This is a genomic window from Pseudomonas sp. 05T35, assembly GCF_056396605.1.
On record NZ_JBFTLU010000144.1, the window covers coordinates 1 to 14,536 of the forward strand.

A 14,536-nucleotide genomic window follows, 5' to 3' on the forward strand; every position below is an offset into this window, starting at 1 on the left:
GCACAAGACTTGCCGATCCTTGAGGTCTATAACAAACTCGATTTGCTCGAGGGCGTAGAGCCTCAGATCCAGCGTGATGCCGATGGCAAGCCACAGCGGGTCTGGTTGTCGGCGCGTGACGGTCAGGGTCTGGATCTGCTCAAGCAGGCGATTGCGGAATTGCTCGGCAACGATTTGTTCGTCGGCACCTTGCGCTTGCCGCAGCGTTTTGCTCGACTGCGTGCGCAGTTCTTTGCGCTCGGCGCCGTACAGAAAGAAGAACACGACGAAGAAGGCATCTGTTTGCTGGCCGTTCGTTTGCCGCGAGTCGAGCTCAATCGACTGGTGAGCCGCGAGGGAATGCAGCCGTTGGAATTCATCGAGCAACACACTTTGCAATAAAAGCCTGAAAAAGCGGTTGTGCCGCTGTGGCAGGCATTCTGTAGCATTGGTCGGCGCGCCGTGGGTGCGTCTTTGCTTTATCAGATGGAGAGCGCTATGGCTTGGAATGAGCCGGGTGGCAACTCGAATAATCAGGATCCTTGGGGTGGTAAACGCCGCAATAATGGCGACCGCAAGGGGCCACCAGATCTCGACGAGGCCTTCCGAAAGCTGCAGGAAAGCCTGAATGGGTTGTTCGGTGGTAGCAAGAAACGCGGTGATGATGGCGGTGGTTCGGGCAAGGGCGGCGGTTACGGCCTGCTCGGCATCGGCCTTGTCGTGCTGGCGGTCGTCTGGCTGTACAGCGCGGTTTATGTCGTCGACGAACAGGAGCAAGCCGTGGTGCTGCGCTTCGGCAAGTACTACGAAACCGTCGGGCCGGGCCTGAACATCTACTTCCCGCCGATCGATCGCAAGTACATGGAAAACGTCACGCGTGAGCGTGCCTACACCAAGCAGGGTCAAATGCTCACTGAAGACGAGAACATCGTCGAAGTGCCACTGACCGTGCAGTACAAGATCACCAATCTGCAGGACTTCGTGCTGAACGTCGATCAGCCGGAAATCAGCCTGCAACACGCGACGGAGAGTGCCTTGCGCCATGTGGTGGGTTCCACCGCCATGGACCAGGTGCTGACTGAAGGCCGTGAATTGATGGCCAGCGAAATCAAGGAGCGTCTGCAACGCTTCCTCGATACCTATCGCACCGGCATCACCGTCACTCAGGTCAACGTTCAGAGCGCAGCGGCACCGCGTGAAGTCCAGGAAGCCTTCGATGACGTGATCCGCGCTCGTGAAGATGAGCAGCGTTCGCGCAACCAGGCTGAAACCTACGCCAACGGCGTTGTGCCGGAAGCCCGTGGTCAGGCCCAGCGCATCATTGAAGATGCCAACGGTTATCGCGACGAAACGGTATCGCGCGCCAAGGGTGAAGCGGATCGCTTTACCAAACTGGTCGCCGAGTACCGCAAGGCGCCAGAAGTCACTCGTCAGCGTCTGTACCTGGACACGATGCAGGAAGTCTTCAGCAGTACCAGCAAGGTTCTCGTGACCGGCAACAAGAATGGCCAGAACAATCTGCTGTACTTGCCGCTGGACAAGATGATCGACAGTGGTCGTAGTGGTGCAGCGCCGGTAACCGGATGCACCGACACAGCGTTTCCTGACGCTGGAAAAGAAAGCCGTCATGGTTGATGCCTATGCCAAGTGGCGCGTCAAGGATGCCGAGCGTTTCTACACCGCGACTTCCGGCCTCAAGCAAATTGCAGACGAGCGCCTTTCGCGTCGCCTGGAATCGGGCCTGCGTGACCAGTTTGGCAAGCGCACCCTGCACGAAGTGGTTTCCGGTGAGCGTGACGCACTGATGGCGGATATCACGGCTTCGCTGAACAAGATGGCKGAAAAAGAGCTGGGCATCGAAGTGGTCGATGTTCGGGTCAAGGCCATCGATCTGCCGAAGGAAGTGAACCGCAGCGTGTTCGAACGCATGAGCACCGAGCGTGAGCGTGAAGCGCGCGAGCACCGTGCCAAGGGTAACGAGCTCGCCGAAGGCATCCGTGCCGACGCCGATCGTCAACGCCGCGTACTGCTGGCTGAAGCCTATCGTGAGTCTGAAGAGGTTCGCGGTGACGGTGATGCCCAGGCCGCAGCGATCTACTCCAAGGCCTACGGCCAGGATCAGGAGTTCTACGGTTTCTACCGTAGCCTGCGTGCCTACCGTGAAAGCTTCGCGAACAAATCCGACGTCATGGTTCTGGACCCAAGCAGCGACTTCTTCCGTTACCTGGAAAAAGCCAAGCCTTGATCCGACACTGATCTTGAGGACCCCCGCCGGGCGGCTAAAACCTCTCGCGGGGTGATCCTTTGAGAAAACGTGTGTATGATGCGGCAGCCGGGAAATTCCCGGCTTTTTTGCGTCTGCACGTTTGATTGCGGTTTTTTATTGCAAGACTCGGGTTGAACAACTCGACAGGTTTTTCGAGGAAAGTGTTTGGCGAGGCCGATTCCAGGCCGATCGCCGCGTTGTTCATGCGCGCGACTTATGCGTATGGTTCAGACATTTTCTGCTTCACTCAAGGCCGGCCCGAGGGTTGGCGGCCCGGATCATAGGGGAATGGCGTAATGGCAACGGTAGACCGCTGGCTGCTGCCAGATGGCATCGAAGAAGTACTGCCACCAGAGGCGGCGCGCATTGAAGTTGCGCGTCGTCAGGTGTTGGATCTGTTCCAGAGCTGGGGTTACGAGTTTGTCGTGACCCCGCATATCGAGTACCTGGAATCCCTGCTGACTGGCGCAGGCCAGGACCTCGATCTGCGGACCTTCAAGGTCATCGACCCGCAGTCGGGCCGGCAGATGGGTTTCCGTGCCGACATTACGCCGCAAGTGGCGCGCATCGATGCGCACACCTTGCGTCACGAAGGCCCGAGCCGTCTGTGCTACGCCGGTAGCGTGCTGCATGCGCAGCCGCGAGCCTTGTCGACCTCGCGTAGCCCGATCCAGCTGGGCGCCGAGTTGTACGGTGATGCCAGTCCGAGCAGCGACGTGGAAGTCATCAGCCTGATGCTGGCCATGCTGCAACTGGCCGATGTGCCGGATGTGCACATGGACCTTGGTCATGTCGGCATCTACCGTGGCCTGGCGCGTGCTGCCGGTTTGTCCGGTGAGGTCGAGCAACAATTGTTCGATGCCCTGCAACGCAAGGCTATCGATGAGGTCATTACCTTGACCGAAGGCCTGCCTGCCGATGTGTCCGGCATGCTGCGGGCACTGGTTGATCTGTGCGGCGGCCGTGAAGTGCTGGCTGCCGCTCGCGAACGCCTGGCCAGTGCGCCGGCGCCTGTTTTGGCAGCACTGGACGACTTGCTGGCGATTGCCGAGCGTTTGTCCGTGCGTTTCCCGGATCTTGCGCTGTACTTCGATCTGGGCGAGTTGCGCGGTTATCACTACCACACCGGTGTGGTGTTCGCGGTATTCGTACCGGGTGTTGGCCAGTCCATTGCTCAGGGCGGTCGTTACGACGACATCGGCGCCGACTTCGGTCGTGCCCGTCCGGCGACTGGCTTCTCTACCGATTTGAAAACCCTGGTGACCCTGGGGCGTGCTGAAATCGAGCTACCGACTGGCGGTATCTGGATGCCTGACAGTACGGATGCAGCACTCTGGCAGCAGGTTTGCCAGTTGCGCAGTGAGGGTCAGCGTGTCGTTCAGGCATTGCCTGGGCAACCATTGGCCGCCGCCCGTGATGCGGACTGCGACCGGCAATTGATTCAGCAGAACGGGCTTTGGCAAGTATTGCCGCTGGCTTCTTGAGTTTTCCTGCCGGCGGCTGCCGGCACCAAGTTTGCGCGAATGAGGACAAGTGTTATGGGTAAGAATGTCGTAGTCCTGGGCACCCAATGGGGTGATGAGGGCAAAGGCAAGATCGTTGATCTGCTGACCGAACATGCTGCCGCCGTAGTGCGCTACCAAGGTGGCCACAACGCTGGCCACACGCTGGTGATCGACGGCGAAAAAACCGTCTTGCACCTGATCCCGTCGGGCGTGCTGCGCGATGGCGTGCAGTGCCTGATCGGCAACGGCGTGGTGGTTGCACCTGACGCCCTGCTGCGCGAGATCATCAAGCTGGAAGAGAAGGGCGTACCGGTGCGCGAGCGCCTGCGCATCAGCCCATCCTGCCCGCTGATCCTGTCTTATCACGTAGCGCTGGACCAGGCTCGTGAAAAGGCCCGTGGCGAGCTGAAGATCGGCACCACCGGTCGTGGCATCGGCCCAGCCTACGAAGACAAGGTTGCACGTCGTGGCCTGCGCATCGGTGACCTGTTCCACCGCGAGCGTTTCGCTGCCAAGCTGGGCGAGTTGCTGGACTACCACAACTTCGTACTGGTCAATTACTACAAAGAGCCGGCCATCGACTTCCAGAAAACCCTGGACGAGTGCATGGAATACGCCGAGCTGCTGAAGCCGATGATGCTCGACGTCACCGCCGAGCTGCATAACCTGCGTCGCGACGGCAAAGACATCATGTTCGAAGGCGCCCAAGGCTCCCTGCTGGACATCGACCACGGTACCTACCCGTACGTCACCAGTTCCAACACCACCGCTGGCGGCATCGCGACCGGTTCGGGTTTTGGCCCGATGTACCTGGATTACATCCTCGGCATCACCAAGGCTTACACCACTCGCGTTGGCTCGGGTCCGTTTCCGACCGAGCTGTTCGACGATGTTGGTGCATTCCTGGCCAAACGTGGCCACGAGTTCGGTGCGACCACCGGCCGTGCCCGTCGTTGCGGCTGGTTTGACGCCGTTATCCTGCGCCGCGCCATCGACGTCAACAGCATCTCGGGCCTGTGCCTGACCAAGCTGGACGTACTGGACGGTCTTGAGACCATCAACATCTGCGTGGGCTACAAGAACCAGGAAGGCGCAGTGATCGACGCACCAACCGACGCCGACAGCTACATCGGTCTGGAGCCAGTGTACGAACAAATGCCGGGCTGGACCGAGTCGACCCTTGGCGCCAAGACCCTGGAAGAGCTGCCTCAGGCTGCTCGCAACTACATCAAGCGCGTCGAAGAGTTGGTCGGTGCGCCGATCGACATTATTTCGACGGGCCCGGACCGCAACGAGACCATCGTTCTGCGTCACCCGTTCGCTTAATAAGTCGTTGATGTAACACACAAAGGGCCCTTAATCGGGCCCTTTGTCGTTTATGTCTGTTGAGCGGCATGACCTTTGCTGTGAATCTCTCTTCCAGAGTGCCATCAATTTAATGGCGTGCAAGTAGAGGGATTTCCTGTGTCGGCCGTTCTCTCACTGTTACAAAGCCGTTTGTTGCGGCCTGTGTTCGTTACCCTCGGTATCGCCCTGTTGGTGCAAGTGTTGGTGGCTGTCGCACTGACCCGGAGCACCGTGACTGCATTGGAAGCCGATTTGGGCAATCGTCTCGGCGTCGATAGCCAGAAACTCTCTGGTGAACTCGAACAGGCCGGGCGTGAAGTCACCTCAAGTCTTGATAACCTCTCCACCAGTACCCGTCAGCGCCTGACCGCCGGTTTGTCCTCGCGACTCAAGGACGAGCAGGCGCAACTGCGTGCGGCGCTGGAAAAGGACCTGAAGGACTCGGCCAATGACATGGCTCAGCTCCTGGCGTCGGTCGCACCCCGTGCGATGTGGGACAGCGACGTTCCAACGCTGTCCGAATTCGCCCGTCGTGCGCAGCGCAATCCGAACGTACTGTTCGTAGTGTATGACGACGCCACCGGCCAGCACCTGACCCGCTACCTGAACCGGGAAAACCCGATCAACCAGGCCCTTTTGGAAAAAGGCCAGGGTGAGCGGGCGCTGGATAAAGTGCTGGATGCGGCGAAACACGATCCTTCGGTCTACTACCTTGAAGCCTCGATCAACCCCAATGGCGTGGAAATCGGCAAGGTGCTGATGGGGGTCTCCACGGCGTCGGTGGAAACTGACCTGGTCGCCCTCGACAAGCGCTTCTCGGCGCTGATCGCCAGCAGTGATCAGTTGGTCGGCGACAGCCTCAAGGGCGCTGCTGCCGATAGCGCCACGGCCATGCGCTCGCGTTTGCAGTCGGCGCAGTCCACGGCTACCGAAATGAAAGCCAATACCACCCACACCGTTCAGGAGGCGGCGGCGACCTTGCGCTGGCGGATCGGCATGGCGCTGGCGCTGGTCGGCTGCGGTGTCTTGCTGCTACTGGCGGTTGTGCTTGGGCGGCGGGTGGTCAATCGTCTGAAGCTGCTGATTGCGGCAATGGAGGATCTGGCCGCGGGTGATGGCGACCTGACCAAGCGCGTGCAGATCAATAGCAAAGATGAAATCGGCGACATGGCGTCGGCGGTCAACCGCTTTGTGGATAAGTTGCAGCCGATCGTTCGCGAAGCGGGTGACGTGGCCCAGCGCACCGGCGTGGAAATCGGTGCCATGAGCAAGCGTAATGCCGGTGCCGATGCGGCGGCGAAATCCCAGCGCGATGAAGTGGCGGAGAGCTTGCGTGCCTTGTCGCAAATGGCTGACGAGGCGCAGGCCGAAAGCCATGCGATGCAGGCGGCGTTGCAGCAGGTGGTGGATATTCGCCAGGCGACGGATGAAAACACCCGTACCTCGGCGCAGGTCGGCAGCCTCATCGAGGCGTTGGCAGGACAGGTTGATACCGGGGCTAAAGTCATCGAGCGTCTGGCGCAGCAGAGCGAGCAGATTGAGGTGGTGCTGGAAGTGATTCACGGGATCGCCGAGCAGACCAACTTGCTGGCGCTGAACGCGGCGATCGAAGCGGCGCGGGCCGGTGAGACCGGGCGTGGTTTTGCGGTGGTGGCCGATGAAGTGCGGGCGCTGGCGAGCAAGACTCAAAGCTCGACTGGCGACATTCAGGCGCACATCGGGGCGTTGCAGCAAGGCGCTCGCGAGGCCGTAGCGGCGATTGGGCAAGCGGGGCGTCAAGCCAGCGAAGGTTTGCTGGTATTGCGCGACAGTGCGCGTTTGCAGCAGTCGGTGCAGGTTTCTGTCGAGCAGGTGCACGCGGCCATCGGTCTGGCGACTCAGGCGGCGGCCCATCAGGCCAAAGGCGCGCACGCGGTGCGTGGTCGGGTCGAGACCATTCATGCTCAGGCCGAACGTGCGGCGCAGGCGGTGGTGGAAACCACCGCCTGCGGCAAGGTGCTCGACAGCCTGGCGGCGCAGCTGAAGGCGAGCCTGGGGCAATTCCGGGCCTGATTTGTTGCAAGGGATACCGCCATCGCGAGCAGGCTCGCTCCCACATTTGATCTCTGTTGCTCACACATTATGTGTTCGCTGAAGATCAGTGTGGGAGCGGGCTTGCTCGCGAAGGCGATGTCAGCGGCTCAAATACATTCGGGTTGTTAACAGATAGACCGGCAACCCCGACACCAGAATCAGCAGTGCCGCATAAGGCGCCGCCGCACATTCAACATTTTCGGTGTGCGCCCGCACCTCTGTGGTCTACGAATAGCGTCGCTATCAGCTACAGAGGCTGTGTCGGTATATTCATGAGATTTCCGAACGTCAGAAACGCAAAAACCCGCTTTCGCGGGTTTTTGTGAGATTCAAGATCGTTGACCTTGAACTTTGAATTGGTGCCCAGAAGAAGACTCGAACTTCCACGACCTTGCGGTCACCAGCACCTGAAGCTGGCGTGTCTACCAATTTCACCATCTGGGCAGTATCGAGATGCGTCTGCGTCGTCGATGGCGCGCACTATACGGAGCGCCCTTTTAACTGTAAACCCCTGAACTCAAAAAAACCTGGAAAATTTTACGAGCGGTGCTTAATGCTGTCTTTCCAGGCGGAGGAAGGGACTTTTAGGGTCTCCAGGAGCCTGAAATTTCCCGTTTCATTACGCCTATGCCAAACTAACCCGCATATAGACAAGGTGAAAACTCTCTAATGGCCGATTGGCAGTCCCTCGATCCCGAGGCCGCTCGTGAAGCGGAAAAATATGAAAACCCTATTCCTAGCCGCGAACTGATCCTTCAGCACCTTGCTGATCGGGGTTCGCCTGCTAACCGCGAGCAACTGGTCGAAGAGTTTGGTCTGACCACAGAAGACCAGATCGAAGCCCTGCGCCGCCGCCTGCGCGCCATGGAGCGCGATGCTCAACTGATCTATACCCGTCGCGGCACTTACGCGCCGGTAGACAAGCTCGACCTGATCCTGGGCCGCATCAGCGGTCACCGTGACGGCTTCGGCTTCCTGATCCCGGACGATGGCAGTGATGACCTGTTCATGAGCCCGGCGCAGATGCGCCTGGTGTTCGACGGCGACCGTGCGCTGGCACGGGTTTCCGGTCTGGACCGTCGTGGTCGCCGCGAAGGCGTGATCGTCGAAGTGGTCTCGCGTGCTCACGAGAGCATCGTCGGTCGTTACTTCGAAGAAGGCGGCATCGGCTTTGTGGTGGCCGACAACCCGAAGATCCAGCAGGAAGTGCTGGTCACCCCGGGTCGTAACGCCAACGCCAAGATCGGCCAATTCGTTGAAGTGAAGATCACGCACTGGCCGACCCCGCGCTTCCAGCCGCAAGGCGACGTGGTGGAAGTGGTCGGCAACTACATGGCGCCGGGCATGGAAATCGATATTGCCCTGCGGACCTACGACATTCCTCACGTCTGGCCGGAAGCGGTGCTCAAGGAAGCCGCCAAGCTCAAGCCGGAAGTCGAAGAGAAAGACAAAGAGAAGCGCATCGACCTGCGTCACCTGCCGTTCGTCACCATCGACGGCGAAGATGCCCGCGACTTCGATGACGCGGTCTACTGCGAAGCGAAACCGGGCAAGCTGCGGCTGTTCTCCGGCGGCTGGAAGTTGTACGTGGCGATTGCCGACGTTTCCAGCTACGTGAAGATCGGTTCGGCGCTGGATGCCGAGTCCCAGGTGCGCGGCAACTCGGTGTACTTCCCCGAGCGCGTAGTGCCGATGCTGCCTGAGCAACTGTCCAACGGCCTGTGCTCGCTGAACCCGCATGTCGATCGCCTGGCCATGGTTTGCGAGATGACCATCTCCAAAACCGGTGAGATGACCGACTACTGCTTCTATGAAGCAGTAATTCACTCCCACGCCCGCCTGACCTACAACAAGGTCAGCGCGATGCTGGAGCAACCGAAAACCACCGAAGCTCGTCAGCTTCGTGGCGAATACACCGACGTGGTGCCGCATCTCAAGCAGCTCTACTCGCTGTACAAGGTGTTGCTGGCGGCTCGTCACGTGCGTGGTGCGATCGATTTCGAAACGCAGGAAACCCGAATCATCTTCGGTTCCGAGCGCAAGATTGCCGAAATCCGTCCGACCGTACGCAACGACGCGCACAAGCTGATCGAGGAATGCATGCTGGCGGCCAACGTGGCCACCGCCGAGTTCCTGAAAAAACACGAAATTCCTGCGCTGTACCGGGTTCACGATGGTCCGCCACCGGAGCGTCTGGAAAAACTCCGCGCCTTCCTCGGCGAGCTGGGCCTGTCCCTGCACAAAGGCAAGGACGGCCCGACGCCGAAGGATTACCAGGCGTTGCTGGCCGGGATCAAGGATCGCCCGGATTTCCACCTKATCCAGACCGTCATGCTGCGCTCGTTGAGCCAGGCGGTGTACAGCGCCGATAACCAGGGCCACTTCGGCCTGAATTACGAAGCCTATACCCACTTCACCTCGCCGATTCGCCGTTACCCGGACTTGCTCACGCACCGGGCGATTCGCAGTGTCATCCACTCCAAGCAAGACACGCCACACGTGCGTCGTGCCGGGGCGATGACTATTCCGAAAGCGCGCATCTATCCGTACGACGAAGCGGCACTGGAGCAGCTTGGCGAGCAGTGCTCGATGAGCGAGCGCCGTGCCGACGAAGCGACCCGCGACGTGGTGAATTGGCTCAAGTGCGAATTCATGAAAGATCGCGTGGGCGAGTCGTTCCCGGGTGTGATCACCGCGGTGACCGGTTTTGGCCTGTTCGTCGAGCTGACTGATATCTACGTCGAAGGTCTGGTCCATGTGACCGCTTTGCCGGGCGACTACTACCACTTCGACCCTGTGCATCACCGCCTGGCCGGTGAGCGTACCGGCCGCAGCTTCCGCCTCGGCGATACCGTCGAAGTGCGCGTGATGCGGGTTGACCTGGACGAGCGCAAGATCGACTTCGAGATGGCTGAAAAAACCATCAGCGCGCCGATTGGCCGCAAGAAGCGTGGTGCAGAAACCTCGGCGCCTGCCGCCAAGACTGCTGCTGAGCCGGCACCGGCCAAAACCGGTCGTCGTGGTCCGGCGAAGGAAAAGGTCGTCGAGGCCTATCGCCCGAGCGATGCCGCAGCGAAAAACGCCGAAGTACGCAGAAGTCGTGAAATGAAACAGGCGTTGCTGGCCGAAGCGAAGAGCGGCGGTAAAGCGGCGTCTGGGGGAAAGACCGGGCGGTCGGCGCCTGAAAAGGCCTCCGGCGGCAAACCAGCCAAACCAAGTAAACACCGTAAAGGCCCGCCAAAAGCGGGCTCGGCTCCAGCCAAAAGCGGCGGGGCGCGTAAACCTAAGGCCAAGTCATGAGTCAGTTGGAAAAAATCTATGGCGTGCATGCCGTAGAAGCGTTGCTGCGTCACCACCCGAAACGCGTCAAGCAGATCTGGCTGGCCGAAGGCCGCAGTGATCCGCGCGTTCAGACGCTGATCGAGCTGGCCAGTGAAAACCGCGTTGCGGTCGGTCAGGCCGAGCGTCGTGAGCTGGATGCCTGGGTTGAAGGTGTGCACCAGGGCGTGGTGGCGGAAGTGAGTCCGAGCCAGGTTTGGGGCTCCGACTGTGCGTAAAGTCGCCTGTGGTGCTGCGGAAGTGATTCCGTTGGTGGCCGTGACCAACCTGGCGCGCACCCTGGAAAAGCTCAAGCAGCGTGGCTTGTGGGTTGTCGGTACGGCGGGGGAGGCTGAACAGGATCTGTATCAGCAGGACCTGACCGGCCCGACCATCCTGATCATGGGCGCGGAAGGCAGCGGGATGCGCCGCCTGACGCGTGATCTTTGCGACTATCTGGTGCGTTTGCCGATGGCGGGCAGCGTCAGCAGCCTCAACGTTTCCGTGGCTACCGGGGTGTGCCTGTTCGAAGCCTTGCGCCAGCGCGGCGTCAAAGCCGCCGCGACCGCCAAGAAGTCCTGATCTGCTGCAGATCTAAAATGTGGGAGCGAGCAAGCCCGCTCCCACAGTGTTTTGCGGCGAAGCAAAAATGGTGGGTGTGAACGAACTGTTCAAATAATCACCAATTGCCTTGCGCCGCTTCTGTCCCTTCTCTACAATTGCGCCCCTTGCTGTGACGGCAGGCACGCATGTGTCCATCGCCGGCAAGTCCATAAGTGTCATTCACTCCTTGTCTGACCGCTTTTGAGCGGCAGGCTACAACCCGTAAGGAGCATTCATGCGTCATTACGAAATCATCTTTTTGGTCCACCCGGATCAAAGCGAGCAAGTCGGCGGCATGGTTGAGCGTTACACCAAGCTGATCGAAGAAGACGGCGGCAAAATCCACCGTCTGGAAGATTGGGGCCGTCGTCAACTGGCCTACGCAATCAACAATGTTCACAAGGCTCACTACGTGATGCTGAACGTTGAGTGCACTGGCAAGGCCCTGGCCGAGCTGGAAGACAACTTCCGCTACAACGATGCAGTGATCCGTAACCTGGTCATCCGTCGCGAAGAAGCCGTTACCGGCCAATCCGAGATGCTCAAGGCTGAAGAAAACCGCAGTGAGCGCCGTGAGCGTCGCGACCGTCCTGAGCACTCCGACGCTGAAGGCGTTGACAGTGATGACAGCGACAACAGCGATAACGCTGACGAGTAATCCACGGACCTTTTGAGGAGCCTATTACATGGCACGTTTCTTCCGTCGTCGTAAATTCTGCCGCTTCACCGCTGAAGACGTGAAAGAGATCGATTACAAAGATCTCAACACTCTGAAAGCTTACGTATCCGAGACCGGCAAAATCGTTCCAAGCCGCATCACCGGTACCAAAGCACGTTATCAGCGTCAGCTGGCCACCGCTATCAAGCGCGCCCGCTTCCTGGCCCTGCTGGCCTACACCGACAGCCACGGCCGCTGAGACCGGGCAGTCGACACGTAGCAAAGGATTGAATGCATGCGCGCCATAGCTGAGTTCATCATGCGCGGTCGTATGCAGGCCACTCTCGTAGTGGCTGGATGCGCGGCATTGCCGTTGTTGTACTGGTTGGGTGCTGCCGCCGGGAGCCTTGTGCTGCTGCGGCGCGGATTGAAGGACGCCCTGGGCGTTCTTGCTCTGGGAATACTGCCGGCATTGATCTGGTGGCTGTATTCCGATGATCCACGCGCACTCATGGTGTTGCTGGGGTCTTCGGGCCTTGCGTTGGTTTTGCGCGCAAGTGAGTCCTGGAACCGCGTGCTGCTGGTCAGCATAGCGATGGGATTGGTGTTTTCAGTGGTGCTGGGTGCGGCGTACCGCCCTCAGATCGAGATGCTGTCGCAGGAACTGGTAAAGATCCTGCCGCTGGCCCTCGGTGACCTCTACCAGCAATTGTCGGTAGAGGAGCGAGCGCGTCTCGCCGCCCTGATTGCCCCGGTCCTGACCGGCCTGATAGCGGCCTTGTTGCAAATCGTCAGTGTGCTGAGCCTGATTGTCGGGCGCTACTGGCAGGCGTTGTTGTACAACCCCGGTGGTTTTGGTCGCGAGTTTCGCGCCATCCGAATCCCGCTGGGGCCGGCGATGTTGCTGCTGGCGTGCATGCTTCTGGGGCCGAACTTCGGTTCCCAGCTGGCCATGTTGACGCCGTTGTGCAGCGTACCGCTGGTGTTCGCCGGGCTGGCCCTGATACATGGGCTGGTGGCTGAAAAGCGACTGGCCAGGTTTTGGCTGGTGGGGTTGTACGTAACGCTGTTGCTGTTTATGCAGCTGATCTATCCGTTGCTGGTGGTCCTGGCCATTGTCGACAGCCTGATTGATTTTCGCGGTCGTTTGACGCCGAAAGACGTCGATAGYGCGAACGGTGAAGGTTAAAAGTTAAGAGGATTTTCACATGCAACTGATCCTTCTGGAAAAAGTCACCAACCTGGGCAACCTGGGTGACAAAGTGAACGTTAAGGCTGGTTACGGTCGTAACTACCTGCTGCCTTACGGCAAAGCGACCGCTGCGACCGCTGCCAACCTGGCTGCGTTCGAAGAGCGTCGCGCTGAGCTGGAAAAAGCCGCAGCAGACCGTAAAACTTCGGCTGAAAACCGCGCTGCCCAACTGGCTGAGCTGGAAGTGACTATCACTGCCACCGCCGGTGACGAAGGCAAGCTGTTCGGTTCGATCGGCACCCACGACATCGCTGATGCACTGACCGCCTCTGGCGTTGAAGTTGCAAAAAGCGAAGTTCGTCTGCCGAACGGCACCATCCGCAACGTAGGCGAATTCGACGTAGCCGTGCACCTGCACGCTGAAGTTGAAGCCACCGTACGCGTTGTCGTGGTAGCAGCTTAAGAAGTACTTGTCGGCTGGCACCCTTGGGTGCTTGCCGGTAACATCGGGCACGATCCTGTTTACAGGTCGTGCCCTTTGTCTTTCTGCAGTTCCTGATTTTTTACAACCCCTGCTTTTCCTAAAGAACCCAAGTGGCCATGAACGATATCTCCGCTCCTGAGCAATACGATCTGCAAACCGCCGCGCTGAAAGTGCCGCCGCATTCCATCGAGGCCGAACAGGCCGTGCTCGGTGGTCTGATGCTGGACAACAACGCCTGGGAGCGCGTGCTTGATCAGGTCTCGGACGGTGATTTCTATCGACATGACCACCGCCTGATCTTCCGTGCGATCGCCAAGCTGGCCGATCAGAACATGCCGATCGACGTCGTGACCCTGGCCGAGCAATTGGACAAGGAAGGTCAGACCTCGCAAGTCGGCGGTCTTGGATACCTGGGTGAGCTGGCGAAAAACACGCCATCGGTCGCCAACATCAAGGCCTATGCCGCGATCGTTCGTGAGCGGGCGACCCTGCGCCAGTTGATCGGTATCAGCACCGAAATCGCCGACAGCGCCTTCAACCCGGAAGGCCGCACCGCTGCCGAAATTCTTGATGAGGCCGAACGGCAGATCTTCCAGATCGCCGAGGCCCGACCGAAAACCGGCGGCCCGGTGAGCGTCAATGACCTGTTGACCAAGGCCATCGACCGCATCGATACCTTGTTCAACACCGACAACGCCATCACCGGCCTGTCGACCGGTTACACTGACCTCGACGAGAAGACCAGCGGCCTGCAACCGTCTGACCTGATCATCGTCGCCGGCCGTCCATCGATGGGTAAAACCACCTTTGCGATGAACCTGGTGGAGAACGCCGTGTTGCGTAGCGAGAAGGCCGTACTGGTTTACTCGCTCGAGATGCCAGGCGAATCGCTGATCATGCGTATGTTGTCGTCGCTGGGCCGGATCGACCAGACCAAGGTCCGGGCCGGTCGCCTGGAAGACGACGATTGGCCGCGCCTGACCTCGGCGGTCAACCTGCTCAACGATCGCAAGCTGTTCATCGACGATACCGCCGGCATCAGCCCGTCGGAAATGCGTGCGCGGACCCGTCGTCTGGTGCGCGAACACGGTGAGATCGGTCTGATCATGAT

General features: G+C 59.6%; 10 protein-coding genes, 1 tRNA gene and 4 pseudogenes. 13 read left to right on the forward strand and 2 right to left on the reverse strand.

The annotated features are described in order from the left end of the window. From AC1DH9_RS13425 to AC1DH9_RS13450, 6 genes and pseudogenes are all read left to right on the forward strand, one after another. A pseudogene (locus tag AC1DH9_RS13425) lies at positions 1-381 on the forward strand (GTPase HflX); the annotation flags it as partial. Positions 382-477: 96 nt separating this feature from the next. Then, a complete protein-coding gene (gene hflK, locus AC1DH9_RS13430) occupies positions 478-1,614 on the forward strand; it encodes an FtsH protease activity modulator HflK (protein WP_477808283.1) in 1,137 nt (378 codons plus the stop codon). Beyond that, positions 1,562-2,224, forward strand: a pseudogene (hflC, locus tag AC1DH9_RS13435) (protease modulator HflC); the annotation flags it as partial. The gene hflK and the pseudogene hflC, both read left to right, overlap by 53 nt. A gap of 317 nt (positions 2,225-2,541) precedes the next feature. Further along, positions 2,542-3,729, forward strand: coding sequence for an ATP phosphoribosyltransferase regulatory subunit (locus tag AC1DH9_RS13440; RefSeq protein ID WP_427547400.1), 1,188 nt, complete (start codon positions 2,542-2,544; stop codon positions 3,727-3,729). 54 nt (positions 3,730-3,783) lie between these two features. After that, on the forward strand, positions 3,784-5,076 hold the full coding sequence (locus AC1DH9_RS13445) for an adenylosuccinate synthase (protein WP_123423781.1): 1,293 nt from the start codon (positions 3,784-3,786) through the stop codon (positions 5,074-5,076). A 138-nt stretch (positions 5,077-5,214) separates the two neighbouring features. Continuing rightward, entirely contained in the window at positions 5,215-7,149 is a 1,935-nt protein-coding gene (locus AC1DH9_RS13450; protein WP_427544560.1) for a methyl-accepting chemotaxis protein, read from the forward strand. Positions 7,150-7,269: 120 nt separating this feature from the next. Here AC1DH9_RS13450 and AC1DH9_RS13455 read toward each other — a convergent pair. Continuing rightward, positions 7,270-7,392 (reverse strand): annotated as a pseudogene (locus AC1DH9_RS13455) (hypothetical protein); the annotation flags it as partial. A 135-nt stretch (positions 7,393-7,527) separates the two neighbouring features. Further along, positions 7,528-7,614: transfer RNA gene (locus AC1DH9_RS13460), tRNA-Leu, on the reverse strand. A gap of 225 nt (positions 7,615-7,839) precedes the next feature. On the opposite strand from AC1DH9_RS13460, the gene rnr reads away from it, so the two are divergent. From rnr to AC1DH9_RS13495, 7 genes and pseudogenes are all read left to right on the forward strand, one after another. After that, on the forward strand, positions 7,840-10,470 hold the full coding sequence (gene rnr, locus AC1DH9_RS13465) for a ribonuclease R (RefSeq protein WP_429539045.1): 2,631 nt from the start codon (positions 7,840-7,842) through the stop codon (positions 10,468-10,470). Further along, positions 10,467-11,070: pseudogene (locus tag AC1DH9_RS13470) on the forward strand (TrmH family RNA methyltransferase). The gene rnr and the pseudogene AC1DH9_RS13470 overlap by 4 nt, the downstream one beginning before the upstream one ends. Positions 11,071-11,326: 256 nt before the next feature. Beyond that, the gene (rpsF, locus tag AC1DH9_RS13475; RefSeq protein ID WP_007939579.1) at positions 11,327-11,749 is read left to right on the forward strand and encodes a 30S ribosomal protein S6; all 423 of its coding nucleotides are present in this window, start codon (positions 11,327-11,329) and stop codon (positions 11,747-11,749) included. Positions 11,750-11,777: 28 nt separating this feature from the next. Next, complete coding sequence (gene rpsR / locus AC1DH9_RS13480) at positions 11,778-12,008, forward strand: 30S ribosomal protein S18 (RefSeq protein ID WP_002551829.1); 231 nt, start codon at positions 11,778-11,780, stop codon at positions 12,006-12,008. Between the two features lie 36 nt (positions 12,009-12,044). Then, positions 12,045-12,938 carry a YybS family protein gene (locus AC1DH9_RS13485; protein WP_054595363.1) on the forward strand — a complete coding sequence of 298 codons (894 nt, stop codon included), beginning with the start codon at positions 12,045-12,047 and terminating at the stop codon, positions 12,936-12,938. Between the two features lie 19 nt (positions 12,939-12,957). Beyond that, complete coding sequence (gene rplI / locus AC1DH9_RS13490) at positions 12,958-13,404, forward strand: 50S ribosomal protein L9 (protein ID WP_008157007.1); 447 nt, start codon at positions 12,958-12,960, stop codon at positions 13,402-13,404. A 137-nt stretch (positions 13,405-13,541) separates the two neighbouring features. Next, positions 13,542-14,536: DnaB-like helicase C-terminal domain-containing protein (locus AC1DH9_RS13495; RefSeq protein ID WP_477808284.1), on the forward strand; the 995-nt coding region annotated here is incomplete at its 3' end.